The organism is Glycomyces artemisiae (assembly GCF_003002955.1).
Taxonomy (GTDB): domain Bacteria; phylum Actinomycetota; class Actinomycetes; order Mycobacteriales; family Micromonosporaceae; genus Glycomyces; species Glycomyces artemisiae.
Genome location: NZ_PVTJ01000001.1, coordinates 728532 through 751206 on the forward strand (window position 1 = coordinate 728532; position 22675 = coordinate 751206).

A 22675-nucleotide genomic window follows, 5' to 3' on the forward strand; every position below is an offset into this window, starting at 1 on the left:
GTTATGCTAACCTATCCTTGGCAGTTCGAACTAGGGCCGCGAGTCTCTCACCTCTCGCGGCCCTAACTGCGTCTCCGGGCTCTGAATCCGTTGCACCGGACCATCTCCTGCGTCACATTGCGGCTCAGGGCCTTCCCTTCCGGCAGAATTCAACATACATTGAATTCATCAAGTGATGAATTTCCGAACACGGCTCACCCCTAGGAGACCGCCATGAACGAGCAGCAGCAGCAGGCCGAAGTCATCGTCGTCGGTGCGGGCCCCACCGGGCTCCTCCTCGCGGGCGACCTCGCCGAAGCGGGCGTCAAGGTCACCGTCCTCGAAAAGCGCGGCGCCGAGATCTCGAACCTGTCCCGCGCCTTCGCCGTCCACGCCCGCACGCTCGAAGTCCTCGACTCCCGCGGCCTCGCCGACGACCTCTTCGCGCTCGGCGGCCGCCGCCTCGGCGAGCTGTTCCTCTTCGGCCGCGCCAAGGTCAAGCTCAGCGGCCTCGACTCCCGCTTCCCGTACGTGCTCATGACCTCGCAGTACAACGTGGAGCGCGTCCTGCGCGAGCGCGCCGCCGCGGCGGGCGTCGACTTCCGCTTCGACCACAAGGTCATCGGCATCGACCAGGCCGACGGGAGCGCCACCGTCCGCACCGACAAGGGCGACTTCACCGCGACGTACGTCGTCGGCACCGACGGCGTCCGCTCCGCGGTCCGGCAGGCCGTCGGCATCGACTACCCCGGCGAGGCCGTGCTCCGCTCGATGATGCTCGCCGACGTCGAACTCGACGAGCCGCCCGCCGAGAGCCCCGCCGTCAGCGGCGCGAACGGCGCGTTCTGCTTCATCGCCGACTTCGGCGACGGCCTGTGGCGCGTCATCGGCTGGAACGCCGCCGACCAGCAGGACGACGACGCGCCCGTGTCCTCCGACGAGATCCGCACCGCGCTCAGGCTCGCGTTCGGCACCGACTTCGGCATGCACGAGCCGAACTGGTCCTCGCGGTTCCACTCCGACGAACGCCAGGCCACCGCCTACCGCGCCGGGAACGTGTTCCTCGCGGGCGACGCCGCCCACTGCCACTCGCCCGCCGGGGGCATGGGCATGAACACCGGCATCCAGGACGCCGCGAACCTGTCGTGGAAGCTCGCCGCGGTCCTGCGCGGCGCCGACCCGGCGCTGCTCGACACGTACGCGGCCGAGCGCCACCCCGTCGGCGAGGCCGTGCTGCGCGCCAGCGGCCGCATCATCCGCGTGGCCGCCAACAAGTCCCGCGTCGTCGGGGCCGTGCGCGGCGCCGTCCTCGGCACCGCCCTCAAGCTGGACCCGGTGCAGCACAAGGTCACCGGCCTCATCAGCGGCATCGACGTCCACTACCCGCACGCCCACGGCGAGCACCGCCTCACCGGCGACCGCGCCCGGGACGTCGACCTCGCCGACGGCACGCGGCTCTACGAGGCGCTGCGCGCCAGGCGGTTCGTCGTCCTCGACAGTGCGCTTGAAGACAGCGCCGTCGCCCGCGCCACCGCCGAGCCCGACGGCACGGCCCGCGTCGTCCGCCCTGACGGCTACATCGGCTGGGCCGGGGCCGACGACCCCGCGGCCATCGCGGCGTACCTGGAGGCGCACGCCGGGAAGCTGTAACCGAGGAAACCAGGACGGCGGCGGACGCGAGTCCGCCGCCGTCTCTTGTGGTCTTCGGGGGCCGTCCGACACGAGTTCAACGCGCGTTCACCCCGTTGGGGTTGCACTCAAGTGGCATTTGTCGTGAACTTGCATTCCACCCTGATTCATCCTGAGATATAGAGGTTCAATGACAAACGTCCTCAGTCGACGCGGCGTGCTCGGCGCGGGCCTCGCCCTCGGTGCGACGGCGGTCGCCACCGGAGCCTTCTCCAGTTCCGCGCAAGCGGAAGAGGCCTCCGGCGGCCCCGTCATCGGCGAGCCGCGCCGCGACCAGCTCCACCTGCTCACCTTCAACCTCCGCTACGAGGGCGGCGACGCCTCGCCCCACACGTGGGACGAGCGCCGCCCCCTCGTGAAGACCGTCCTCAAGCGAGAGCAGCCCTCGGTCCTGTTCACGCAGGAGGGGATCTACCCCCAGCTCCAGGACGTGCGCGAGGACCTCGGCGGCCACTACGACTGGATCCACCTCGGCCGCCTCGGCGGCTCCCGGTCGGAGGCCACCGCGGTGTACTGGAACACCAAGCGGCTCAAGGTCGTCGAGTACGACCACCAGTGGCTCTCCGACACCCCGCTGCTCATCGGCTCCAAAGGATGGGGCAACAACGTGGTCCGCATGCTCACGTGGGTCCGGTTCCTGGACCTGCGCACGGGCAAGGAGTTCTACGTGGTCAACAACCACTTCGACCACCAGTCCGAGGACGCCCGCCAGAAGGGCGCCCAGATGAACCTCGACGTCATCGCGCCGTGGGTCGAGCAGGGCTTCCCCGTGGTCGCCGCGGGCGACTTCAACCAGGTCCCCGACACCCCGACCTACACGATCCTCACCGACGGCGGCCTGGTCGACACCATGCTCGCCGCCGAGGAGCAGGTCACGCCGGTGTGGGGCACCTGGAACGGGTGGAACCCCGTCCCCAGCGAGACCGAGCGCCGCATCGACTGGATCCTCGCCACCCCCGGCGTCCGCATCCTCAAGGCCGCGGTGAACACCTACGCGAAGGACGGCCTCACCCCGTCCGACCACTGGCCCGCCCAGGCGCTCGTGGAACTCCCGTAACCGTGAAGCTCCAGCGGGGCGGCGGGTCCGGCGCTATGGTCGCGACCATGGACACCGTTCGGAACGCCGCCCCGCCGGACCAGCCGCCCGCGCTCGCCGGCGTCCCGCTCGTCGGCCCGGTCGCGGCCCCCGAGCTCCAGGTGATGACCTACAACCTGAAGACCGCCTCGGGCCGCGCCCCGCACTCGTGGTGGAAGCGCCGCCCGTTCGTGGCGCAGGTGGTCCGCGACGAGCGGCCCACCGTGCTGTGCACGCAGGAGGGCCAGTTCTACCAGCTCCGCGAGCTGCGCGAGGACCTCGACGGCTACGACTGGGTCCACCTCGGGTGCGCCGGGGGCTCCCGGTCCGGGTCCACCGCGATCCTCTGGGACGCATCGCGGGTCGTGCCCGTCGCGTACGACCACCTGTGGCTCTCGCGCCACCCCGACCGGATCGGCTCGCGCGCGTGGGGGACCGGCGCGATCCGCATGCTCACCTGGGTCCGCTTCGAGGACAAGGCCACCGGCAAGGACTTCCACGTCGCGAACGTCCACCTCGACCACCGCTCCGAGCGGGCCCGCCGCAAGGGCGCCGCGATGTGCCGCGACCTCCTGCGCGGCTTCCAGGGCCCGGCGGTCCTCGCCGGGGACTTCAACTGCCGCCCCGACTCCGAGGCCCACGCGGTCCTGGCCCGCGATCTGGCCGACGCCTGGGACACCGCCGCGACGCGGCTCACGCCGGACTGGGGCACGTTCAACAGCTGGCGCACCACGCCCGCCGAGAACGGCCGCCGCATCGACTGGATCATGGTCAAATCCGGTCCGAAGCGGCAGGAGCTGACCGTCCGCAGAGCGGGCGTCAACACCCGGACCGGGGACGGGCTCGCCCCCTCCGACCACTGGCCGGTTCAGGCGGTGTTCACGATCGGCCGCTTATGCTGGTTTTAGGTGCTGCGGTCGAGGTACTCGCGGATCTCCCGCACGGCCGAGCGCCCGGCGCGGTTCGCGCCGATCGTGCTCGCCGACGGGCCGTAGCCCGCGAGGTGGATGCGCGGATCGGCCGCGACCCTGGTGCCGTCCATGACGATCCCGCCGCCCGGCCCGCGCAGCTTCAGCGGCGCGAGATGGTCGAGCGCGGCCCGGAAGCCGGTGGCCCACAGGATGACGTCGGCGGGCACGAAGCGCCCGTCGTCCCATGCGACGCCGCCGGGCTCGATCCGGTCGAACATCGGATTCCTTTCGAGGATCCCGGCTTCGCGAGCGGCCCTGATCTCGGGCGTGAGCGGCACGCCGGTGACGCTGATGACCGACTGCGGCCGCAGCCCTTTGCGCACCCGTTCGTCGACCATCGCCACGGCCTCGCGGCCCCGGTCGGGGTTGAAGTCGCCGCTGCGCCACTGCGGCTCGCGCCGCGTCACCCACGTGGTGGCGGCCGCGACCGGGTGGATCTCCATCAGGTGCTGCATCGCGGAGATCCCGCCGCCGACGACCACGACCCGCTCGCCCGCGAACTCCTCCGGGCCGCGGTACTGCGCCGTGTGGAGCTGTCTCCCTTGGAAGGTCTCCTGGCCGGTGTAGCGCGGCCAGAACGGCCGCTCCCACGTCCCCGTGGCGTTGATGAGCGCCTTCGCGATCCACGCGCCGCGGTCGGTGGCGACTTCCAGGCGCTTGTCGGGGAGCGAGCGCACCGACCGGACCGACACGGGCCGCTCGACGCGCAGGTCGAACTCGCGCTCGTACGCGGCGAAGTACTCGGAGATGACCCCGGCCACGGGCGTCGACTCGTCGGGCTCGGGCACCGGCATGCCCGGGAGCTGGTACACCCCGTTCACGGTCTTGAACGTGAGCGTCGGCCACCGGAACTGCCACGCCCCGCCCGCGTGCGGCGCATGGTCGAGCACCGCGAACCCGGTCCCGGGCTCGAAGTGCCGCCGCAGAAAGTACGCGGCCGACAATCCGGCCTGCCCGGCCCCGATCACGACGACGTCCACTTCCCGCATCACACCAGCCAAAACGCCTCAGCGAGGCGCGGGATTCCGCCCGGTGAGGGCGCTCACTGCGGCGCGGGACGGTGCTTCCGGTCCCCTACGCCTCCGGCTTCGGGAACAGTGCTTTCATCGTGAACGCATCGGCGGTCGGTCCCTTCTCGCGGAGCATCGTGAGCCGCTTCTCGGCGTCCTGGACGGTGGGCCGTTCGCCCGCCGGCACCCACCACAGCGCGGTGATCGCCTCCTTGAGGTGCTCGAACCACTCGCGGCGCCGCTGGAGGTACGGGCGGTGGACCGCGCCGTACACGTACGCGCGGAACGTCTCGGGGTCCTCCCACACCGACATGTTCACGATGAGCCACTCGTCGCCCCAGAACCGGAACGCGGTCGCCCCCTCGCCCTCCCCGTCGGCCAGCCGCCACACGAACCCCTCGTGCGCGTCGGCCGCCGCGTTCACCTCGGCCAGACCGTCCATGAAGTCCTTCATCACCGGCGAGTCCAAAGGCGCGCGCATCCGCCCGATGTTCACCTGCGCCAGTTCATAAGCCGCACTCATGCAATGAGCCTGCCAGCGCCGAACCCCCGCCGTCAACGCCCGCCGGGGAATCCCGGTCGCACCCCAGTCGACTGGGTTTCGACACGGAGAAGGGGCGGGCCCGGTCGGGCCCGCCCCCTTTGCTTCGGTTGTGCTACTTCGCGAGCAGGCCGCGGAGGACGTACTGGAGGATGCCTCCGTTGCGGTAGTACTCGGCTTCGCCGGGGGTGTCGAGGCGGACGACGGCCTCGAAGGTCTTGACGGCGCCGTCGGGGCTGGTGGCGGTCACGGTGACCGTGTCCGGGATGCCCGTGTTGACGGCGGTGACGCCGGTGATCGCGATCGTCTCCTCGCCGGTGAGGCCGAGGCTCTGGTGGGACTCGCCCTCCGGGTACTGGAGCGGCAGGACGCCCATGCCGATGAGGTTCGAGCGGTGGATGCGCTCGTAGGACTCGGCGATGACGGCCTTGACGCCGAGGAGGCGGGTGCCCTTCGCGGCCCAGTCGCGGCTGGAGCCGGTGCCGTACTCCTTGCCGGCGAGGACGACCAGCGGGGTGCCCTCGGCGGCGTAGTTCTGGCACGCGTCGTAGATCGTGGCGACGGGGCCGCCGGCCTGCGTGAAGTCGCGGGTCCAGCCGCCCTCGGTGCCCGGGGCGAGCTGGTTGCGCAGGCGGATGTTCGCGAACGTGCCGCGGACCATGACCTCGTGGTTCCCGCGGCGCGAGCCGTAGGAGTTGAAGTCCTTGGGGCCCACGCCCTGAGACTTGAGGTACTCGCCCGCGGGCGAGTCGGCCTTGATGGACCCGGCGGGGGAGATGTGGTCGGTGGTGACCGAGTCCCCGAGCTTCGCCATGATGCGGGCGCCGTGGATGTCCTCGACGGCCTCCGGCGTGGCGGGCATGTTCTCGAAGTACGGGGCCTTGCGCACGTACGTCGACGCCTCGTCCCACTCGAACGTGTTGCCGGTCGGGATCGGCAGGGACTGCCAGGTCTCGTCGCCGTCGAACACGGACGCGTACTCGGTGAGGAACATGTCGCGGCCGATGTGGCCGTCGACGACCTCGCGCACGTCCTCGGGGGCGGGCCAGATGTCGCGCAGGTACACGTCCTGCCCGTCCTTGCCCTTGCCGATCGGGTCGGAGGTCAGGTTGATGTCCATCGTCCCGGCGAGCGCGTACGCCACGACCAGCGGCGGACTGGCGAGGTAGTTCATCTTGACGTCCGGGTTGATCCGGCCCTCGAAGTTGCGGTTGCCCGAGAGGACGGCGGCGACGGCGAGGTCACCGGCCTGGACCGCGGCCGAGGTCTCCTCGGGGAGCGGGCCGGAGTTGCCGATGCAGGTGGTGCAGCCGTAGCCGACCAGGTTGAACCCGAGCTTGTCGAGGTACGGGGAGAGCCCGGCGCGCTGGAGGTACCTGGTGACGACCTGGGACCCGGGCGCGAGCGAGGTCTTCACCCACGGCTTGGACAGGAGCCCGGCCTCGACGGCGTTCTTGGCGAGCAGGCCCGCGCCGACCATGACGTACGGGTTCGAGGTGTTGGTGCACGAGGTGATCGCGGCGATCACGACGGCGCCGTGGTCGAGCTGGAACTCGCCGGCCTCGGTCTTGACGGTCTGCGGGTTGTGCGGGCGCGAGCCGTTGGGGGCCTGCGCGGGCGCGTCGGAGCCCGGGAAGGACTCGATGCCCGGCTCGTCGGCCACGTAGTTGGCGACGTCGCGGCGCCACTGGTGCCCGGCGTTGTCGAGCGGGATGCGGTCCTGCGGGCGCTTGGGCCCGGCGATGGAGGGGACCACGGTGGAGAGGTCGAGTTCGAGGTACTCGGAGTACTCGGCCTCCTGCTTCGGGTCGTGCCACATGCCCTGGGCCTTGGCGTACGCCTCGACGAGGGCGATCTGCTCCTCGGAGCGGCCGGTCAGGCGCAGGTAGTCGACGGTGCGCTCGTCGATCGGGAAGATGCCGCAGGTGGACCCGAACTCGGGGGCCATGTTGCCGAGCGTGGAGCGGTCGGCGACGGGCACCGAGGCGACCCCTTCGCCGTAGAACTCGACGAACTTGCCGACGACGCCGTGGTCGCGGAGCATCTCGGTGATGGTGAGGACGAGGTCCGTGGCGGTGGTCCCGGGCGGGAGGTCGCCGGAGAGCTTGAAGCCGACGACGCGGGGGATGAGCATGGAGATCGGCTGGCCGAGCATCGCGGCCTCCGCCTCGATGCCGCCGACGCCCCAGCCGAGGACGCCGATGCCGTTCTCCATGGTGGTGTGGGAGTCGGTGCCGACGCAGGTGTCGGGGTACGCGAGGCCGTCGCGGGTCATGACGACGCGCGCGAGGTGCTCGATGTTGACCTGGTGGACGATGCCGGTGCCGGGCGGGACGACCTTGAACTCGTCGAAGGCGGTCTGGCCCCAGCGCAGGAACTGGTAGCGCTCGCGGTTGCGCTCGTACTCGCGCTCGACGTTGCGCTGGAAGGAGTCCGGGTGGCCGAAGAAGTCGACGATCACGGAGTGGTCGATGACCATCTCGGCGGGCGCGAGCGGGTTGATCTTGGCCGGGTCGCCGCCGAGGTCGCGCACGGCCTCGCGCATGGTGGCGAGGTCGACGACGCAGGGGACGCCGGTGAAGTCCTGCATGATGACGCGCGCGGGCGTGAACTGGATCTCGGTGCTGGGCTTGGCGTTCGGGTCCCAGGAGCCGAGGGCGCGGATGTGGTCGGCGGTGATGTCCGCGCCGTCCTCGTTGCGCAGCAGGTTCTCAAGGAGGACCTTGAGGCTGTACGGGAGCCGCTGGTGCCCCTCCACCTTGTCGATGCGGTAGATGTCGTAGTCGTGTTCGCCGACCCGCAGCGTGTCGCGGGCGCCGAAGGAGTCCGTACTCACCATGAGAGCTCCTCGTCGAGTCTGAACTGAAGGTCGGTCTCAGTCTGCCGCAACCCGGGAGGTCGGGGACCGCGGTCGGTCAGACCGCCGACTCTTAAACAGTACGTCCGTCTTATTTAACGGTTCCAACTGTAGCACCCGCGTGCGGCCGGGCGGTGCTCAGCCGGGCCTAAGACGCATCGAGTGGCATGGATCGCCAAGAGGGGGGCCGCAAACGGGAACGGTGAAGGCCGACGGCGGGAGCGGTTGTGTGCGGTGATGCCCCCGCCGCCGGCCCGGTGCGGTGGATATAAGCCTGAAATCGGACTATACGCTCCGGGCCTCCGGGGCCGTCACCGGCCCTGCGGTGCCCGGAGCGACCAGCGGTTCTATCAGTGCGCGCCCGCGATCCGCGGCCCGGCCTCGCGCTGCTCGGCGAGCCACGTCTCGACCTCGTCGGAGGTCCGCGGGAGCCCGGCCGAGAGGTTCTCGCAGCCGTCGGCGGTGACCCGCACGTCGTCCTCGATGCGGATGCCCACGCCGCGCAGCTCCTCGGGGACCAGCTCGTCGTTGGCCTGGAAGTACAGCCCCGGCTCGACGGTGAGCACGAAGTCCTCCTGGACCGCGCCCTTGTAGTAGTGCTCGGGCCGCGAGGCCGCGCAGTCGTGCACGTCGAGGCCGAGCATGTGCCCGAAGCCGTGGAGCGTCCAGCGCCGGTAGATGAGGGAGTCCTTGTCGAGCGCCTCGTCGACGGTGCCCGGCAGGATGCCCAGGTCGCTCAGGCCCTCGGCGAGGACCCGCATGCACGTCTGGTGGATCTCCTGGAACTCGGTGCCCGGCTTGATGACGTCCATGCCGGCCTGCTGCGAGGCGTGCACGATGTCGTAGACCTGCTTCTGGAGCGGCGTGAACCGCCCGTCGACGGGGATCGTGCGGGTGACGTCGGCGGTGTAGAGGTGGTGGTTCTCCACACCCATGTCCATCAGGAGCAGCTCGCCGGTCTTCGTGGCGCCGTCGTTGGTGATCCAGTGGAGCGTCGTGGCGTGCGACCCGGCGCCGACGATCGAGTCGTAGCCGAGCCCGTTGCCCTCCAGGCGGGCCCGCGAGCGGAACACGCCCTCGATGAGCCGCTCGGAGACCGAGCCGGTCGCCGGGATGATCCGGGCGACGTCCTCGAAGCCGCGCACGGTGATGTCGACGGCGTCCTGGAGCTGCTCCAGCTCCCAGGAGTCCTTGCGCAGCCGCAGCTCCGACAGGACCGCGGCCAGCTCGCCGTCGCGGGTCAGGCCCTCGGCCTCCTCGGCCGGGAACCGGGCGTCCAGCGCGGCGTCGAAGCCGCGCAGCACGCGCACGCGCGAGCGCTCCGCGCCCTTGAGCGCCTCGTCGAGGCCCTCGACGTCCTTGCACGGCAGGCCGAGCCGCGTCTCGGTCTCCTCAAGGGAGTGCTTGCGGCCGATCCACAGCTCGCCGTACTTCGCGGAGCGGAAGAACTCGTCGGAGTCGGTGCCCTTGCGGGGCCGCCGGTACAGGACCGCCTCGTGGCCGCCGCCGCTCGGGTGCAGCACGAGCACGCCCTCGGGGTCCTGGTCGCCGGTGAGCCACACGAAGTCCGAGCCCGCGCGGAACGGGTAGAACGTGTCGTTCGAGCGCCGCTGCTCCTCGCCGGTGGGCACGATCAGCACCTCGCCGGGGAAGGCCGCCGAGAGCGCCTCGCGGCGCCGCGCCGTGTACGCCGCCTGCGGCAGCGGGGCGGCGTCCAGGTCCAGCGGCCCCCACCCGGAGCGCATGAACTCCAGGAACTTCTCGGGGAACTTCGGGTCGTGGGGTCGCTCCCCGGACTTCGTCTCGGCCATCGCCGTTCCTTTCCATCGACACTTGTCGCGCGACTAGGGGCGCTTGGGGATGACGGTACCGCGTTCGTGAGCGCCCCATGACGGTCCCGGCCGCTCGTGCCCTCCGCACTGGCACCGCTACCCTGAGAATCGTGACCGATCGCGCCAATTCGTCGCTCAACCCACCTTCCGGCAAGGGGGCGCCGTCGCGACCGAGCGTCACCCTCCCCGAGGGCCAGCTGGAGCAGATCCGCCGCCTCGTCGCGGTCGGCCGGGCGGAGTCGGTCGACGAGTACGTCGGCGCGGCCGTCGCCGAGCGCCTCGAACGCGACCGCTCCCTCTCCGAACTCCAAGACCTCTTCGAGCGCAAGGGCCAGGGCCCCAGCGCCGAGCACCTCGCCTGGGCCCGCGAGGTCCTCGGGGTCGAGGAGAAGGACGACGGGGAGGCGCGCCCATGATCGGCGGCCGCATCCTGGACGTCTCGGCCATCGTCGGATTCGCCACCTCCATGCCCTACCCGCAGGCCGTGGTCTTCACCGCCCTGGAGCAGAACGTCGTCCTCGCGATCCCCTCCGGCGCGCTCGCCGAGGCCTGGTCGCAGGCCCGCCGCCGCGACCGCGACGCCCTCCTGGTCCTGCTCGGCCTGCCCGTCACCGTGGTCATGGACCTGGACCAGAAGTCCGCCCGCGACGTGGGGCTCATGCTCTCGCGCTCGCGCCAGCACGGGAACATCGCCGCCGGGCACGTCGCCTGGTGTGGCCTGAACCGCCCCGGGTGGCCCATCGTCACCGGGGAGCCGAAGACCCTGCTTGCATTCGATGCGAGCCTGGAGATCGACCAGCTCCCCTGAGGGGCCGGGCGAGGGACAATAGAGGAGCAGCGTGACCGCCGTACAGGAGCAGCCAATGACCACCACCGGCCCGCTCGAATACCGACCGCGCAAGTCCCGCATCGGGGCTTGGATCGGCGCGGCCGTGGCCTGCTTCGGCTTCACCGCCCTCTCCTTCTCCCTCGGGACGACCACCGTCGAGGGCGGCACCGTCACGGTCGCCGACCAGGCCGCGATGATCGGCCTCGGCGTCATCGGCGCCGGGATCGCCCTGAGCTTCCTGCGGCTGCGCGTGCGCGCCGACGAGAAGGGCATCGAGGTGACCAACGTCGCCCAGAAGCGCTACTTCCCCTGGCAGGTCGTCACGGCCATCAACTTCAGCGACAAGATGACCTGGGCGACCGTGGAACTCGCCGACGACGACGAGATGTCGATCATGGCCGTCCAGGTCACCGACAAGGAGCGGGCTGTGGCGGCGATCAAACACCTGCGAGCGCTCTTGGAGCAGTCCCGCAGCTAGGTGCTACGATGGCTTGTCGATCGCACTGCGCTGCCCTGTCGGGCCGCGTGCAGTGCTAGCAAGCGGAGTCCAGCTCCCACCCGCAGCCGGGCCCTTCGGGGCCGACTGGCGACCGGGTCACAAGACGGCGATCGAGTTCGCCGTGCTTTGGAGTGGACCCCGGCATACGCTGGGGTCTTTCTTTGTTGGGACCTCATGCCCGAGGCCGCTGGGTCACGCTTGCGCGACGAGCCGCCGGTGCACCCGCACCGGTGACGACCCGAAAGCCACAGGGGCGCCGGCGCGAACGCGTCGGCGAGAATCGCAACCAAGGAGGCCCCATCAGCGATTTGCGCGTGAACGACCAGATCCGGACCAAGGAAGTGCGTCTGGTCGGCCCGCAGGGTGAGCAGGTCGGCATCGTGTCGATCGACAAGGCCCTGCAACTGGCCGCGGACGTCGACCTGGACCTGGTCGAAGTCGCACCCACCGCCCGTCCGCCGGTCTGCAAGCTCATGGACTACGGCAAGTACAAGTACGAGTCCGCTCAGAAGGCCCGTGCCTCGCGCCGCAACCAGCAGCAGACGGTCATCAAGGAGATGAAGCTCCGGCCGAAGATCGACAAGCACGACTACGAGACCAAAAAGGGTCACATCGTGCGCTTCCTCACGGCCGGGGACAAGGTCAAGATCACCATCATGTTCCGCGGCCGCGAGCAGTCGCGACCGGAGCTGGGACGCCGCCTGCTGGACAAGCTGGCGGAGGAGATCTCCGACCTCGCGGTCATCGAGTCCGCCGCGAAGCAGGACGGCCGCAACATGATCATGGTCGTCGCCCCGATCCGCCCGAAGGGCGAGATCAAGGGCGGCGGACGCAAGGGCCGCGACCGCGGCGAGGCCGAGCAGGCCCCCGCGGAGCAGGCCGAGCCGGCCCAGGCCGACGCCCCGGCCGAGGCCCCGAAGCCCGACGAGACGCCCGAGTCCTAGACCCGGGCGAACGGAGGAGCCGGGCGCGGCGACGCGCCCGACCCGCTCCGGTTGAACTAAGGAGAAGCAGATGCCGAAGATGAAGTCCCACAGCGGTGCCAAGAAGCGGTTCAAGGTGACCGGGTCGGGCAAGCTGATGCGCCGCAGCGCCGGCAAGAACCACCTGATGCTGGCCAAGAGCGGCCGCTTCAAGCGCAAGGCTTCGGGCGACCAGTCGGTCTCCCCGGCCGACACCAAGCAGGTCAAGAAGCTGCTGGGCATGTAGCCCCTCCCGATTGCCTTCCAACCGCTTTTAACCGCAAGGAGACCTACTGTGGCACGCGTCAAGCGTTCGGTGAACGCCAAGAAGAAGCGCCGCGTCGTACTCGAAGAGGCCAAGGGCTACCGCGGGCAGCGCTCGCGCCTGTACCGCAAGGCCAAGGAGCAGCTGCTCCACTCGTACACCTACTCGTACCGCGACCGCAAGGCCCGCAAGCGCGAGTTCCGCAAGCTGTGGATCACCCGCATCAACGCCGCGGCCCGCGCGAACGGCATCACCTACAACCGCTTCATGCAGGGCCTGTCCCTCGCCGAGGTCGAGGTGGACCGCAAGATCCTCGCCGAGCTGGCCGTCTCCGACCCGGCGGCGTTCACCGCCCTGGTCGAGGTCGCCAAGGCCGCCCTCCCCGAGGACGTCAACGCCCCGGTCGAAGCGTAAATGCCGGCGTCGTTCAAATGAGCGCAGATGAACCCGGGACGGGCGTGCTCACCGCGCGCTCGTCCCGGGTCGTCAACGCCCGCAAGCTCCAGCGCCGCCGCGGCCGCGACAAGGCCGAGCGGTTCCTCGCCGAAGGCCCCCAGGCCGTGCGCGAGGCCGTCGACGCGGGCGTCGTCACCGACCTGTTCTACGACCTCGACGCCGACACCCGCCACACGGACCTGATCGATGCCGCGGTCGCCGCGGGCGCGCACGTCCACCCCTGCACCGACGAGGGCCTCGCCGCCCTCGCCGAGACCGTCACACCGCAGGGCCTCGTGGCCGTGTGCCGGTTCTTGGACCAGCGGCTTCCCGAAGACCCGAAGCTCATCGCGGTCCTCCACGGCATCACCGACCCCGGGAACGCCGGGACCGTGCTCCGCGCGGCCGACGCCGCCGGGGCCGACTGCGTCGTCTTCGGCACCGACTCCGTCGACCCGTACAACGGCAAGTGCGTGCGCTCCTCCGCCGGGAGCCTCTTCCACCTGCCCGTGGTGCGCGCCGCCGACACCGCCGACCTCCTCGACGTGTTCGTCCACGCCCAGATCCTCGCGGCCGCCGCCGACGGGGACGACCTGTACGCGCTCGACGCGGCCGGGGACCTGGACGCGCCCACCGTGTGGCTGTTCGGCTCCGAGGCCCACGGCCTCGACGACGGCACCGCCGCGCTGGCCCACCGCCGCGTCGGCGTCCCCATCTGGGGGAGGGCCGAGAGCCTCAACCTCGCCGTCGCCGCAGGGGTGTGCCTGTACGCGAGTGCGGCCGCCCAGCGCAGGAAGTAGCATGGACTCATGTCTTACGGTCGCCGCGAATTTATCCAGCCCGCCGGGTGCGGGCTGGGCGGCTAGCCGACCACTCCTCCCCAGCGGGCTGCGGCCGCGCCGCGCGTCTTTTCTAGACTGCTGATGGTCCCGCCAGGAGAGAGACGAATGAGCACTGAGAACGAGGCTGGCCTGCTCCAGCCCGAGGCCCTCGCGAGGGCCGTGAAAGACGCCGCCGCCGCGATCGAAGCGGCCGGAAACCTTGAGGCGCTCGCCGCCGCCAAGTCCGCCGTCCTCGGCGACAAGGCCCCGGTGTCGCTGGCCCGCAGGGCGATCGGTTCGATCCCCGGCCCCGAGCGCGGCGAGGCCGGCCGGAACGTCAACGCCGCCCGCACCGAGATCACCGCCGTCTACGAGGCCCGCGAGGAGATCCTGAAGGCCGCCGAGGCGGCCCGGATCCTCAGCGAGGAGACCGTGGACGTCACGGCCCGCACGCCGCGGCGCCGCCAGGGCGCCCGCCACCCGATCAACGTCCAGATGGACCGGATCGCGGACCTGTTCGCCGCCATGGGGTACGCGATCGGCGAAGGCCCCGAGGTCGAACTGGAGTGGTTCAACTTCGACGCGCTGAACATCCACCCCGACCACCCGGCCCGCACCATGATGGACACGTTCCACATCGCCGACGGCGACGGCGGGTACGGGTCGAACATGGTGCTGCGCACGCACACCTCCACCGTGCAGATCCACACGATGCTCACGCAGGAGCCGCCGATCTACACGGTCGCGCCCGGCCGCGTGTACCGCACCGACGAAGTGGACGCGACGCACTCGCCGGTGTTCCACCAGACCGAGGGCCTCGTGGTCGACAAGGGCATCACCATGGCCGACCTCAAGGGCACCCTCGACCACTTCGCGAAGTCCGTGTTCGGACCCGACGCGAAGACCCGCCTGCGGCCCTCGTACTTCCCGTTCACCGAGCCCAGCGCCGAAGTCGATGTCTGGTTCGCCGCCCACAAGGACGGCGCCCGCTGGATCGAGTGGGGCGGCTGCGGCATGGTCAACCCGCGCGTGCTGCGCGCCTGCGGCATCGACCCCGACGTGTACTCGGGCTTCGCGTTCGGCATGGGGGTCGAGCGGGCGCTCATGCTGCGCCACGGCATCACCGACCTGCGCGACATCATCGACGGCGACGTCCGGTTCCCGGCCGGCCTGCGAGTGGAGGAGTAGACGATGAGGATTCCCGTTTCCTGGCTCGCCGAGTACGCCGCCCTGCCCGCGGACCTGTCCACCGAGGCGCTCGACGCCGCGCTGGTCGAGTCCGGCCTCGAAGTCGAGGAGGTGGACGACCTGCGCGGGCGCGTCACCGGCCCGCTCGTGGTCGGCCGCGTCGCCTCGATCGAGGAGCTCACCGAGTTCAAGAAGCCGATCCGCCACTGCCAGGTGGAGGTCGGCGAGGCCGAGCCGCGCTCGATCATCTGCGGTGCGAGGAACTTCGCCGAAGGCGACCTCGTCGTCGTGGCGCTGCCCGGCGCCGAGCTGCCCGGCGGCTTCAAGATCGCCTCCCGCAAGACCTACGGCCGCCTCTCGGACGGCATGATCTGCTCCGCGCGCGAACTCGGCGTCTCCGACGACCACGAGGGCATCATCGTCCTCCCTGAAAGCACGCTTGAGCAGACCGCGGTGGGCGAGGACGCCCGCCCGGTCGTGGGCCTCGACGACGTCGTCTTCGAGCTGGCGATCACCCCGGACATGGGGTACTGCTTCTCGGTGCGCGGCATCGCCCGCGAGGTCGCGCACCGCCTCGGCGTCGCCTTCACCGATCCAGCGTCGAAGGCCGTGGAGCCCAAGGCCACCGAGCACCCGCCGTACCCGGTGCGCGTGGAGACCGACGGCTGCACGCGGTTCACGCTGCGCGAGGTGCGCGACGTGGACGCGAACGCCGAGTCCCCCGAGTGGATGGCCCGGCGCCTGACCCAGGCGGGCATGCGCCCGCTCGGCCTCGCCGTCGACGTCACGAACTACCTCATGCTCGAACTCGGGCACCCGCTGCACGCCTTCGACCGCGACGCGCTCGAAGACGTCCTGGTCGTGCGCCGCGCCCAGCCCGGCGAGACGCTGAAGACCCTCGACGACGTCGAGCGCAGGCTCGACCCCGAGGACATGGTCATCTGCGACGCGACCGGCCCGCTCTCGCTGGCCGGCGTCATGGGCGGCCTCACCTCCGAGGTCGTCCCCGGCACCCGGAACGTGCTCATCGAAGCGGCGCACTGGGACCCGGTGTCGATCGCCCGCACCTCGCGGCGGCACAAGCTCACCTCCGAGGCGTCGAAGCGGTACGAGCGCGGCGCCGACGCGGCCCTGAGCATGATCGCCGCGCAGCGCGCCGCGGACCTGCTCGTCGAGTACGGCGGCGGGACCCACGTGGAGGAGGTCGCCGACATCGACCGCCGGACGCCGATCCCCGCGATCGAGCTTCCCGTGGCCCTGCCGTCGAAGACCGTCGGCGTCGACTACGACCGCGCCACCGTGGTCGCGATGCTCGAAGCCGCTGGATGCACTGTGGACGGCGAGGGCGACGTGCTCAGCGTCGTGCCCGCGCCGTGGCGCACCGACATCACCGACCCCGTCGACCTGGTCGAGGAGGTCGTGCGGCTGCACGGCTACGCGCACGTGCCGTCGGCGACGCCCCGCGCCATCGCCGGGACCGGCCTGACGGCCGCGCAGCGGCGCCGCCGCCGCGTGGCCCGCGCGCTGGCCGACGGCGGGTTCGTCGAGACCTACACGTTCCCGTTCGTCTCACGCGACCGCGCCGACGAGCTGGGCCTGGACGAGAAGGACCCGCAGCGCCAGGCCGTCGCCGTGCTCAACCCGCTCGACGACGCCGCGCCGCTGCTGCGCACCACCGTCCTCGCGAGCCTCGTGAACGCCGTGCGCGTCAACCTGGCGCGCGGCGCGAAGGACCTCGCGGTCTTCGAGGAGGGCCTGGTCTTCCAGCCCGCCGAGGGCTGGACCGAGCTCGACCCGGTCGTCCTGCCCGTCTCCAAGCGCCCCGACGACGAGGCCATCGCGGCCGCGATCCGGCGCCTGCCGGTGCAGCCGCGCCACGTCGCCGCCGTCATGTGCGGGCAGGCCGTGCCCGCCGGAGTGGACGCGCCGGGCCGGGCCGTGGACTGGGCCGACGCGGTCGAGGCCGCCGAGCTGGTGGCCGCCGCCGCGGGCGTGAAACTCGAAGCGGCCCAAGGGCAGGCCGCGCCGTGGCACCCGGGCCGCTGCGCCGAGCTGCGCGTGGACGGCGCCGTCGTCGGCCACGCGGGGGAGCTGCACCCGGAGGTGTGCGAGCGCCTCGGGCTGCCGCGCCGCACCGCCGCGATGGAGCTGGACCTGACCGCGCTGCCGCTGCCGGGCCTCGCGCCCGCGCCGGTGGTCTCGCACTTCCCGGCGACGCTCATCGACGTCGCCGTGGTCGTGGCCGAGTCGGTGCCCGCCGGGCAGGTCGAGTCCGCGCTGCGCGAAGGCGCGGGGGAGCTGCTCGACTCGCTGCGCCTGTTCGACGTGTACCGGGACGCGAAGCTCGGCGAGGGCCGCAAGTCCCTCGCGTTCAAGCTGGAGCTGCGCGCGAACGACCGGACCCTCACGAACGAGGAGGGCGTGGCCGTGCGCGACGCCGCCGTCGCGGTCGCCGCGGAACGCTTCGGCGCCGGGCTGCGCGAGTAGCGCCGATCGGTCTCAGGGCCCGGTGTCACCTCGGTGGCACCGGGCCCTTACTGCGTGTCCCGGTACGGCGGGATTTCGGAGTAAGGCCGGAGCCGCGGCATGTCGCATGGTCCGCGCCTTTTAAGGTACGTGGTGTGAATAACGGGAACCCCTCTCGCATCGGCAGGCGCCTGAGGCGGTCCGGCTCTGAAGGCGGACCCCCGGGGAGCCACCGGGCGGGCCTCGCGTACAGCGGGGCGCGCCGCGCCGCCTGGTCCCTCCCCCTCCCGGACCGGTTGCGCGACATGCAGTTCACGAAACTGCACCTCGCCGTCGGCGGCGCCGCCGCGCTCGTCGTCGCCGTCGGCGCCTCGATCGTCCTCGGCAACCTCCCCGGCGGCGGCGCGGGCGAGACCGCCGAGGACGCCGCGCTCCTGTACAACGACGGCCGCGCCCTCCCCGCCGACTTCGCCGACTCGCACCCGTCCCTCGTGGAGCGCATCCACACCGAACTCGAAGCGCGCTACGGCATCACCGCCGACCGGCTCTACGACGAGGACGCCAACCCCGACGGCTACCGCGTCGTCCTCACCCTCGACAAGGCCCTCCAGGACGCCGCCGAGGAGACCCCCGGCGAAGCGGGCGTCGTCGCCGTCGAACCCGGCACCGGCGCCGTGCTCTGCTACTACGGCGCCGAAGCGGAGAACGGCGCCGACCTCGTCGGCTCCGCCGCCCCGCACCCCTCCTCCTCCGTGTTCGACATGATCACCGCCGCAACCGCGCTCGAATCCGGCGCGTCCATCGAGTCCTGGTGGAGCGACGACGACGTGGACGTCACCCTCGCCGAAGCCGTGCAGGAGCAGCGCGACGGCGCCATGGACACCATGGCTGGCGAGTACGGCGCCGCGAAGGTCCTGGAGACCGCGAACGGCATGGGCCTCACCGCGATCGCCGACGCCGACGGGACCCTCCGCGACCTCGCCTCCGGCGACTACGACGGCCTCGACCCCGCCGGGCTCGGCTCCTACCCCGTGCCCGTGGTCGACATGGCCGGCGTCTACGCGACCATCGCCGCGGGCGGCAAGTACGCCGAGACCCACCTCGTGGACGCCGTCCTCGACTCCGGCGACGGCGAGATCCGCGCCGACCAGGACATCCGCACCAACCAGGCGATCGCCGAGACCACCGCCCAGGACCTCCAGTTCATCGGCCTCGGCGAGGCCGACGCCATGGAGGACCGCGACTTCTTCGGCATCGGCGCCGACTTCCACGGCACCACCACCCAGTCCTGGTTCGTCGGCGCCATACCCCAGCTCAGCGTCGCCGCCTGGGCCAACGGATCAGCGGCCGCCGACGGCGGACTGCCATTGTGGCGCAACGTCATCGACACCGCCATCGAGACCAGGGGCTACGAGGCCGAGCGGCTCCCCGGCGCCTCCGGCGAGGGCGAGGACCTCACCGACGGCATCGAGGACGACGGATCCATGGACCCGGACGGCGAGTACTGCCAGGCCCACCCCGACGACGCCGGATGCGCCGCTTCCCAGAGCCCCAGCGAGGCCGAGTCCTCCAGCGAGGCCGAGGAGACCAGCGAGGAGCCCGAGCCCGACCCCACCACCTCCTCCGAACCCGAGCCCGAACCGACCACTTCGGACGAACCCGAGGAGACCACCAGCGAGTGCAACAGCTGGCCCTTCTGCTGAGCGGACGCCCCGGACGCTCCACAAGGCCTCGGCTACCATGCAGCCCATGACTCCCAACGGCTTCCCGAAGTCGCGCCTCGCGCTCGCCCTGGCCGTCCTCGTCCCGCTCGGAGTCCTCGGCGACGCGATATGGATCCGCCTCGCCGGAACACCGCCGTGGCAGGGCCTCGACGACCACTGGAACGCCCTCGTCGGCGGCCCCGCCGACGGCGTCCGCTGGCAGCTCGCGCAGCTCCTCAACCGCCTCGGCGCCGCACCGGGCCTCGCGCTCCTCGCCATCGCCGTCGTCGCCCTGCTCCTCACGAAGCGCTGGCGCTCGGCCGTGTTCGCGTGCGCCGCCGTCGCCGCGTCCGCCATTGCGGTCGACCTCGTCAAACGCGTCGGCGACCGGCCCCGGCCCCTCGACGTCATGATCGACACCGGCTCCTGGGCCTTCCCCTCCGGGCACGCCGCGCGCATGGCCGCCTTCGTCGTCATCGTCGCCGTCGTCTGGATCCCCGCCCGCCACCTCCGGACCTGGTGGCCGGTCGCCGTGTTCCTGACGGTCCTCATGATGGGCGCCCGCACCTGGCAGCACGCCCACTGGCTCACCGACACCATCGCGGGCGCCGCCCTCGGCTGGTCTGTCACCGCCCTCGCGTGGTTCGCCCTCACGCCCCTGCTCGACCGCGAACGCGCCCAGCGCGAGGCCCTCGACGCGCCCGTCGGGACCGACGCCGATGGATCCGGTGCCTTACGCTCGGTGGGAAACGGGAAACACGCGATAGCAGAGGTGCCCTGATGTCCACGCCCGACCCCATGTACGACCCGCAGGCCCAGCAACCGCAGCAGCCGCCGCCCGGCCAGCCCTACCCGCCGCCGCCCTACCCCCCGTACGGATACCCGCCGCCCTACGGGTACCCGGCCCCGCAGCCGCCCATGAACGGCATGGCGATCGCCGCGCTCGTCGTCGGCATCGTCGGGGTCTGCAACCCCATCGGCATCCTCGGACTCATCTTCGGCACCATCGCCAAGCGCCAGATCGCCGAGCGCGGCGAGAGCGGCGAGGGCTTCGCCACCACCGGGATCGTCCTCGGCTGGATCGGCGTCGCCTCGATCGTGTTCTGGATCCTCTACGTGGTCTTCTGGGTCACCACGTTCGGGGCGCTCTTCAGCGAGCTCGACGAGCTGCCGACCAGCGACCCCAGCTGGGACGACTACAGCGTGGTCCTCACGCTCCTCGGGGTCGCCTGAAATACGTCACGGCCGCGGTGTTCGCGGCGGCGAGCACCGCGAACGCGATCGCCGCCGCGGGCAGCCCGAGCCCCCACAGGGCCCACGCCCCCGCGCCGAACGCCACCGCCTTCACGGCCACGGTCCCGGCCACCGGCAGCGGCACGCGCGCCTTCGGCGCCGCGAACGCACCCCACAGGGCCACGAGCGCGCCGACCGCCGCGACCGCGATGAGCAGCCGCGTCCACAGCGCGTGGTCGAGGTCGAGCGCCCACCAGGCGACGAAGACGAACAGGGCCAGTTCGAGCACGAGGGCGACGAACGCGTTGGCCATCACGAGGGTGCGGAGCACCCCGCTGTACCGTTCCCACTCGGGGCGGAACTGGGGAGGATTCACCTGGGTCACCCGAACATGATGGACCCTCCGGGACAGATGGGGTGCGTTGGGTGCGACCAAAGTCGGAGCCCGCCTCCCCTCCCGGACCGAGGCCGCGCGCCCCGGGACGTGATGGGATGGGGGCATGACCAGTCCGCCCGGCCTCCTCCGGCGCATCCGCAGAGGCGACCTCATCGCCGCCGGGGTCATCTTCGTCCTCGGATCGCTCTTCATCGGACTCGGCGTCTTCGAGCCGTACATGGTCGACCTGCCGCTGTGGGTGCGCTTCATCCCCTTCGGCCTCACCTGCCTCGGCGTCGTCGTGCGCCGCGCCTCGCCGGGCCTGTGCCTCGCCCTCGGCACCGTCGGCTTCGGCACCGAGATCGCCATCGGCGTCACCTTCGCCACGATCTGCGTCTACACCGACAACCTCTACGCCTACGCGCGCTACGGGCCGCGCCGCGGCGTCCGCGTCCTCACCCCGGCCGTCGTCGTCGGGGTCCTCGGCCTCGGCGGGCTCGTCCTCCTCGAAGGCGGCGGCACCACCGGGGTCCTCACCACGCTCGCGATCCTCGCCGTGGTCCTGCTGTCCCCGATCGCGACCGGCATCATCGTCCGCCAGGCCCACGACCGCGCCCTCCTCGAACGCGAGCGCGCCGAGCAGATGGCCCGCCTCGCCGACGTGCGCCGCCGCGAGGCCGTGCTGCGCGAACGCACCGTCATGGCCCGCGAGCTCCACGACACCGTCGCGAACTACCTCTCCGCGATCGCCCTCCAGTCCACCGCCCTCCAGGCCCGCCGCGACCTCGACTCCGACGCCGTGCGCACCTCCATCGCCGCGATCCGCGCCTCCAGCGTCGACGGCCTCGCCGAGCTGCGCCGCATCATCGGCATCCTCCGTGCCGGGGACGAAGGCGAGGAGCTGGCCGCCTACCGGATCGACCAGATCCCCGAACTCGCCGAGCGCATGCGCGCCGTCGGCCTCAAGGTCGACTTCCGCACCGAGGGCGAGCCGCGGGATCTGCCCGGCGAGGTCGAGCTGACCGCGTACCGGGTCGTCCAGGAGTCCCTCACCAACGCCCTCAAACACGGCCGCGACGCCGTCGCCGCGATCGAGTACACGCCCGGGACGCTCGTCGTCACCGTCGTGAACGCCTTGGGCGGCAACGAGGAGGCGGTGCCCGGAGCCGGATCGGGCCTGGTCGGCATGACCGAGCGCGTCCGCCTCCTGGGCGGGAAAGTCCATGCCGGGCCGGACGGCGACCGCTGGGCCGTCCGCGCCGAGATCCCGACAGGAGTGACGGAACATGACTAGGGTCCTGCTGGCCGACGACCACGCGGCCGTGCGCGCCGGGCTGCGGATGCTCCTGGAGAGCGCGGGCGGCGACGGCGACGAGGGCATCGAGGTGGTCGGCGAGGCCGCCGACGGGGTCGAGGCGGTCGCGCTGGCGAAGGAGCTGCGGCCCGACGTGGTGGTCATGGACATCCGGATGCCCCGCAAGGACGGGATCGCGGCGGCCGCGGAGCTGCGCGGCACCGCCGACGTCCTGGTCCTCACCTCCTACGGCGACGACGCGAACGTCTTCGACGCGCTCCGGGCGGGCGCGAGCGGGTTCCTGCTCAAGGACGCCGACGCGGCGACGCTCGTGGAGGCCGTGCGCACGATCGCGCGCGGGGACGGGCTCATCTCGCCCGCCGTCACCCGCGGCCTTATCGCCGAGTTCGCGCGCTCCAGGCCCGCGTACGCTCCGATCGAGGCCGACGCGGCGGGCCTGGACGCGCTGACGCGCCGCGAGACCGAGGTCCTGGGCCTCATCGGCGAGGGCATGTCGAACGCGGAGATCGCCGCGGAGCTGGGCATGGCCGAGGCGACGGTGAAGTCGCACGTCACGCGCGTGCTCGCCAAACTGGGTCTGACCAACCGCGTCCAAGCCGCGATCTTTGCCCGCGAACAGGGGCGATAGT

General features: G+C 71.4%; 22 protein-coding genes. 17 read left to right on the top strand and 5 right to left on the bottom strand.

Going from position 1 to position 22675, the window contains the following annotated elements; all coding sequences use genetic code 11:
• Positions 1–213 precede the first annotated feature (213 nt).
• From B0I28_RS03460 to B0I28_RS03470, 3 genes are all read left to right on the top strand, one after another.
• On the top strand, positions 214–1629 hold the full coding sequence (locus B0I28_RS03460) for an FAD-dependent monooxygenase (RefSeq protein WP_106362389.1): 1416 nt from the start codon (positions 214–216) through the stop codon (positions 1627–1629).
• Between the two features lie 169 nt (positions 1630–1798).
• Positions 1799–2725 carry an endonuclease/exonuclease/phosphatase family protein gene (locus B0I28_RS03465; RefSeq protein WP_106362390.1) on the top strand — a complete coding sequence of 309 codons (927 nt, stop codon included), beginning with the start codon at positions 1799–1801 and terminating at the stop codon, positions 2723–2725.
• Between the two features lie 47 nt (positions 2726–2772).
• Positions 2773–3651, top strand: a complete 879-nt coding sequence (locus tag B0I28_RS03470; RefSeq protein ID WP_181245619.1) for an endonuclease/exonuclease/phosphatase family protein — start codon at positions 2773–2775, stop codon at positions 3649–3651.
• Here B0I28_RS03470 and B0I28_RS03475 read toward each other — a convergent pair.
• The 4 genes from B0I28_RS03475 to B0I28_RS03490 form a co-directional block, all read right to left on the bottom strand.
• On the bottom strand, positions 3648–4703 hold the full coding sequence (locus B0I28_RS03475; protein ID WP_106362392.1) for an NAD(P)-binding domain-containing protein: 1056 nt from the start codon (positions 4701–4703) through the stop codon (positions 3648–3650). The two genes, B0I28_RS03470 and B0I28_RS03475, sit on opposite strands and share 4 nt — an antisense overlap.
• A gap of 85 nt (positions 4704–4788) precedes the next feature.
• Positions 4789–5247 (bottom strand): DUF3291 domain-containing protein, encoded by a 459-nt coding sequence (locus B0I28_RS03480; RefSeq protein ID WP_106362393.1) that lies wholly within the window; start codon positions 5245–5247, stop codon positions 4789–4791.
• 133 nt (positions 5248–5380) lie between these two features.
• Positions 5381–8101 carry an aconitate hydratase AcnA gene (gene acnA / locus B0I28_RS03485; protein WP_106362627.1) on the bottom strand — a complete coding sequence of 907 codons (2721 nt, stop codon included), beginning with the start codon at positions 8099–8101 and terminating at the stop codon, positions 5381–5383.
• Between the two features lie 371 nt (positions 8102–8472).
• Positions 8473–9933 carry an aminopeptidase P family protein gene (locus B0I28_RS03490; protein ID WP_106362394.1) on the bottom strand — a complete coding sequence of 487 codons (1461 nt, stop codon included), beginning with the start codon at positions 9931–9933 and terminating at the stop codon, positions 8473–8475.
• Between the two features lie 131 nt (positions 9934–10064).
• Here B0I28_RS03490 and B0I28_RS03495 point away from each other — a divergent pair, with 131 nt between their 5' ends.
• The 12 genes from B0I28_RS03495 to B0I28_RS03550 all read left to right on the top strand — a co-directional run bounded on the left by B0I28_RS03495 (position 10065) and on the right by B0I28_RS03550 (position 20355).
• Positions 10065–10370 (top strand): ribbon-helix-helix domain-containing protein, encoded by a 306-nt coding sequence (locus B0I28_RS03495; RefSeq protein WP_106362395.1) that lies wholly within the window; start codon positions 10065–10067, stop codon positions 10368–10370.
• Positions 10367–10762 (top strand): hypothetical protein, encoded by a 396-nt coding sequence (locus B0I28_RS03500; protein ID WP_091043173.1) that lies wholly within the window; start codon positions 10367–10369, stop codon positions 10760–10762. The genes B0I28_RS03495 and B0I28_RS03500 overlap by 4 nt, the downstream gene beginning before the upstream one ends.
• Positions 10763–10793: 31 nt before the next feature.
• Positions 10794–11261 (top strand): PH domain-containing protein, encoded by a 468-nt coding sequence (locus B0I28_RS03505; RefSeq protein WP_146147955.1) that lies wholly within the window; start codon positions 10794–10796, stop codon positions 11259–11261.
• Between the two features lie 335 nt (positions 11262–11596).
• Entirely contained in the window at positions 11597–12226 is a 630-nt protein-coding gene (infC, locus tag B0I28_RS03510) for a translation initiation factor IF-3 (protein ID WP_106362397.1), read from the top strand.
• 70 nt (positions 12227–12296) lie between these two features.
• On the top strand, positions 12297–12491 hold the full coding sequence (rpmI, locus tag B0I28_RS03515) for a 50S ribosomal protein L35 (protein WP_106362398.1): 195 nt from the start codon (positions 12297–12299) through the stop codon (positions 12489–12491).
• 48 nt (positions 12492–12539) lie between these two features.
• On the top strand, positions 12540–12923 hold the full coding sequence (gene rplT, locus B0I28_RS03520) for a 50S ribosomal protein L20 (RefSeq protein ID WP_106362399.1): 384 nt from the start codon (positions 12540–12542) through the stop codon (positions 12921–12923).
• Between the two features lie 17 nt (positions 12924–12940).
• A complete protein-coding gene (locus B0I28_RS03525) occupies positions 12941–13744 on the top strand; it encodes a TrmH family RNA methyltransferase (RefSeq protein ID WP_106362400.1) in 804 nt (267 codons plus the stop codon).
• 147 nt (positions 13745–13891) lie between these two features.
• Complete coding sequence (pheS, locus tag B0I28_RS03530; RefSeq protein WP_106362401.1) at positions 13892–14953, top strand: phenylalanine--tRNA ligase subunit alpha; 1062 nt, start codon at positions 13892–13894, stop codon at positions 14951–14953.
• Between the two features lie 3 nt (positions 14954–14956).
• Positions 14957–17440 carry a phenylalanine--tRNA ligase subunit beta gene (gene pheT / locus B0I28_RS03535; protein ID WP_106362402.1) on the top strand — a complete coding sequence of 828 codons (2484 nt, stop codon included), beginning with the start codon at positions 14957–14959 and terminating at the stop codon, positions 17438–17440.
• Between the two features lie 284 nt (positions 17441–17724).
• On the top strand, positions 17725–19122 hold the full coding sequence (locus tag B0I28_RS26790; RefSeq protein WP_146147956.1) for a penicillin-binding transpeptidase domain-containing protein: 1398 nt from the start codon (positions 17725–17727) through the stop codon (positions 19120–19122).
• Positions 19123–19168: 46 nt separating this feature from the next.
• The gene (locus B0I28_RS03545; RefSeq protein WP_181245621.1) at positions 19169–19903 is read left to right on the top strand and encodes a phosphatase PAP2 family protein; all 735 of its coding nucleotides are present in this window, start codon (positions 19169–19171) and stop codon (positions 19901–19903) included.
• Positions 19903–20355 (top strand): DUF4190 domain-containing protein, encoded by a 453-nt coding sequence (locus B0I28_RS03550; RefSeq protein ID WP_106362404.1) that lies wholly within the window; start codon positions 19903–19905, stop codon positions 20353–20355. Before B0I28_RS03545 ends, B0I28_RS03550 begins: the two co-directional genes overlap by 1 nt.
• On the opposite strand, the gene B0I28_RS27065 is transcribed toward B0I28_RS03550, so the two are convergent.
• Positions 20333–20740: a YrdB family protein gene (locus tag B0I28_RS27065; RefSeq protein WP_181245622.1), complete on the bottom strand. Its 408-nt coding sequence runs from the start codon at positions 20738–20740 to the stop codon at positions 20333–20335. The two genes, B0I28_RS03550 and B0I28_RS27065, sit on opposite strands and share 23 nt — an antisense overlap.
• Before the next feature lie 115 nt (positions 20741–20855).
• Here B0I28_RS27065 and B0I28_RS03560 point away from each other — a divergent pair, with 115 nt between their 5' ends.
• Positions 20856–22025 carry a sensor histidine kinase gene (locus tag B0I28_RS03560; RefSeq protein WP_106362406.1) on the top strand — a complete coding sequence of 390 codons (1170 nt, stop codon included), beginning with the start codon at positions 20856–20858 and terminating at the stop codon, positions 22023–22025.
• The gene (locus B0I28_RS03565) at positions 22018–22674 is read left to right on the top strand and encodes a response regulator (protein ID WP_106362407.1); all 657 of its coding nucleotides are present in this window, start codon (positions 22018–22020) and stop codon (positions 22672–22674) included. Before B0I28_RS03560 ends, B0I28_RS03565 begins: the two co-directional genes overlap by 8 nt.
• Position 22675: the final 1 nt, after the last annotated feature.

Bases quoted from the DNA above. Each gene is read 5' to 3' on its own strand.
- B0I28_RS03460 (WP_106362389.1), top strand. From the start codon at position 214: ATGAACGAGCAGCAGCAGCAGGCCGAAGTCATCGTCGTCGGTGCGGGC.
- B0I28_RS03465 (WP_106362390.1), top strand. From the start codon at position 1,799: ATGACAAACGTCCTCAGTCGACGCGGCGTGCTCGGCGCGGGCCTCGCC.
- B0I28_RS03470 (WP_181245619.1), top strand. From the start codon at position 2,773: ATGGACACCGTTCGGAACGCCGCCCCGCCGGACCAGCCGCCCGCGCTC.
- B0I28_RS03475 (WP_106362392.1), bottom strand. From the start codon at position 4,703: ATGCGGGAAGTGGACGTCGTCGTGATCGGGGCCGGGCAGGCCGGATTG.
- B0I28_RS03480 (WP_106362393.1), bottom strand. From the start codon at position 5,247: ATGAGTGCGGCTTATGAACTGGCGCAGGTGAACATCGGGCGGATGCGC.
- B0I28_RS03490 (WP_106362394.1), bottom strand. From the start codon at position 9,933: ATGGCCGAGACGAAGTCCGGGGAGCGACCCCACGACCCGAAGTTCCCC.
- B0I28_RS03500 (WP_091043173.1), top strand. From the start codon at position 10,367: ATGATCGGCGGCCGCATCCTGGACGTCTCGGCCATCGTCGGATTCGCC.
- rpmI (WP_106362398.1), top strand. From the start codon at position 12,297: ATGCCGAAGATGAAGTCCCACAGCGGTGCCAAGAAGCGGTTCAAGGTG.
- B0I28_RS03525 (WP_106362400.1), top strand. From the start codon at position 12,941: ATGAGCGCAGATGAACCCGGGACGGGCGTGCTCACCGCGCGCTCGTCC.
- pheS (WP_106362401.1), top strand. From the start codon at position 13,892: ATGAGCACTGAGAACGAGGCTGGCCTGCTCCAGCCCGAGGCCCTCGCG.
- pheT (WP_106362402.1), top strand. From the start codon at position 14,957: ATGAGGATTCCCGTTTCCTGGCTCGCCGAGTACGCCGCCCTGCCCGCG.
- B0I28_RS26790 (WP_146147956.1), top strand. From the start codon at position 17,725: ATGCAGTTCACGAAACTGCACCTCGCCGTCGGCGGCGCCGCCGCGCTC.
- B0I28_RS03545 (WP_181245621.1), top strand. From the start codon at position 19,169: ATGACTCCCAACGGCTTCCCGAAGTCGCGCCTCGCGCTCGCCCTGGCC.
- B0I28_RS03550 (WP_106362404.1), top strand. From the start codon at position 19,903: ATGTCCACGCCCGACCCCATGTACGACCCGCAGGCCCAGCAACCGCAG.
- B0I28_RS03560 (WP_106362406.1), top strand. From the start codon at position 20,856: ATGACCAGTCCGCCCGGCCTCCTCCGGCGCATCCGCAGAGGCGACCTC.
- B0I28_RS03565 (WP_106362407.1), top strand. From the start codon at position 22,018: ATGACTAGGGTCCTGCTGGCCGACGACCACGCGGCCGTGCGCGCCGGG.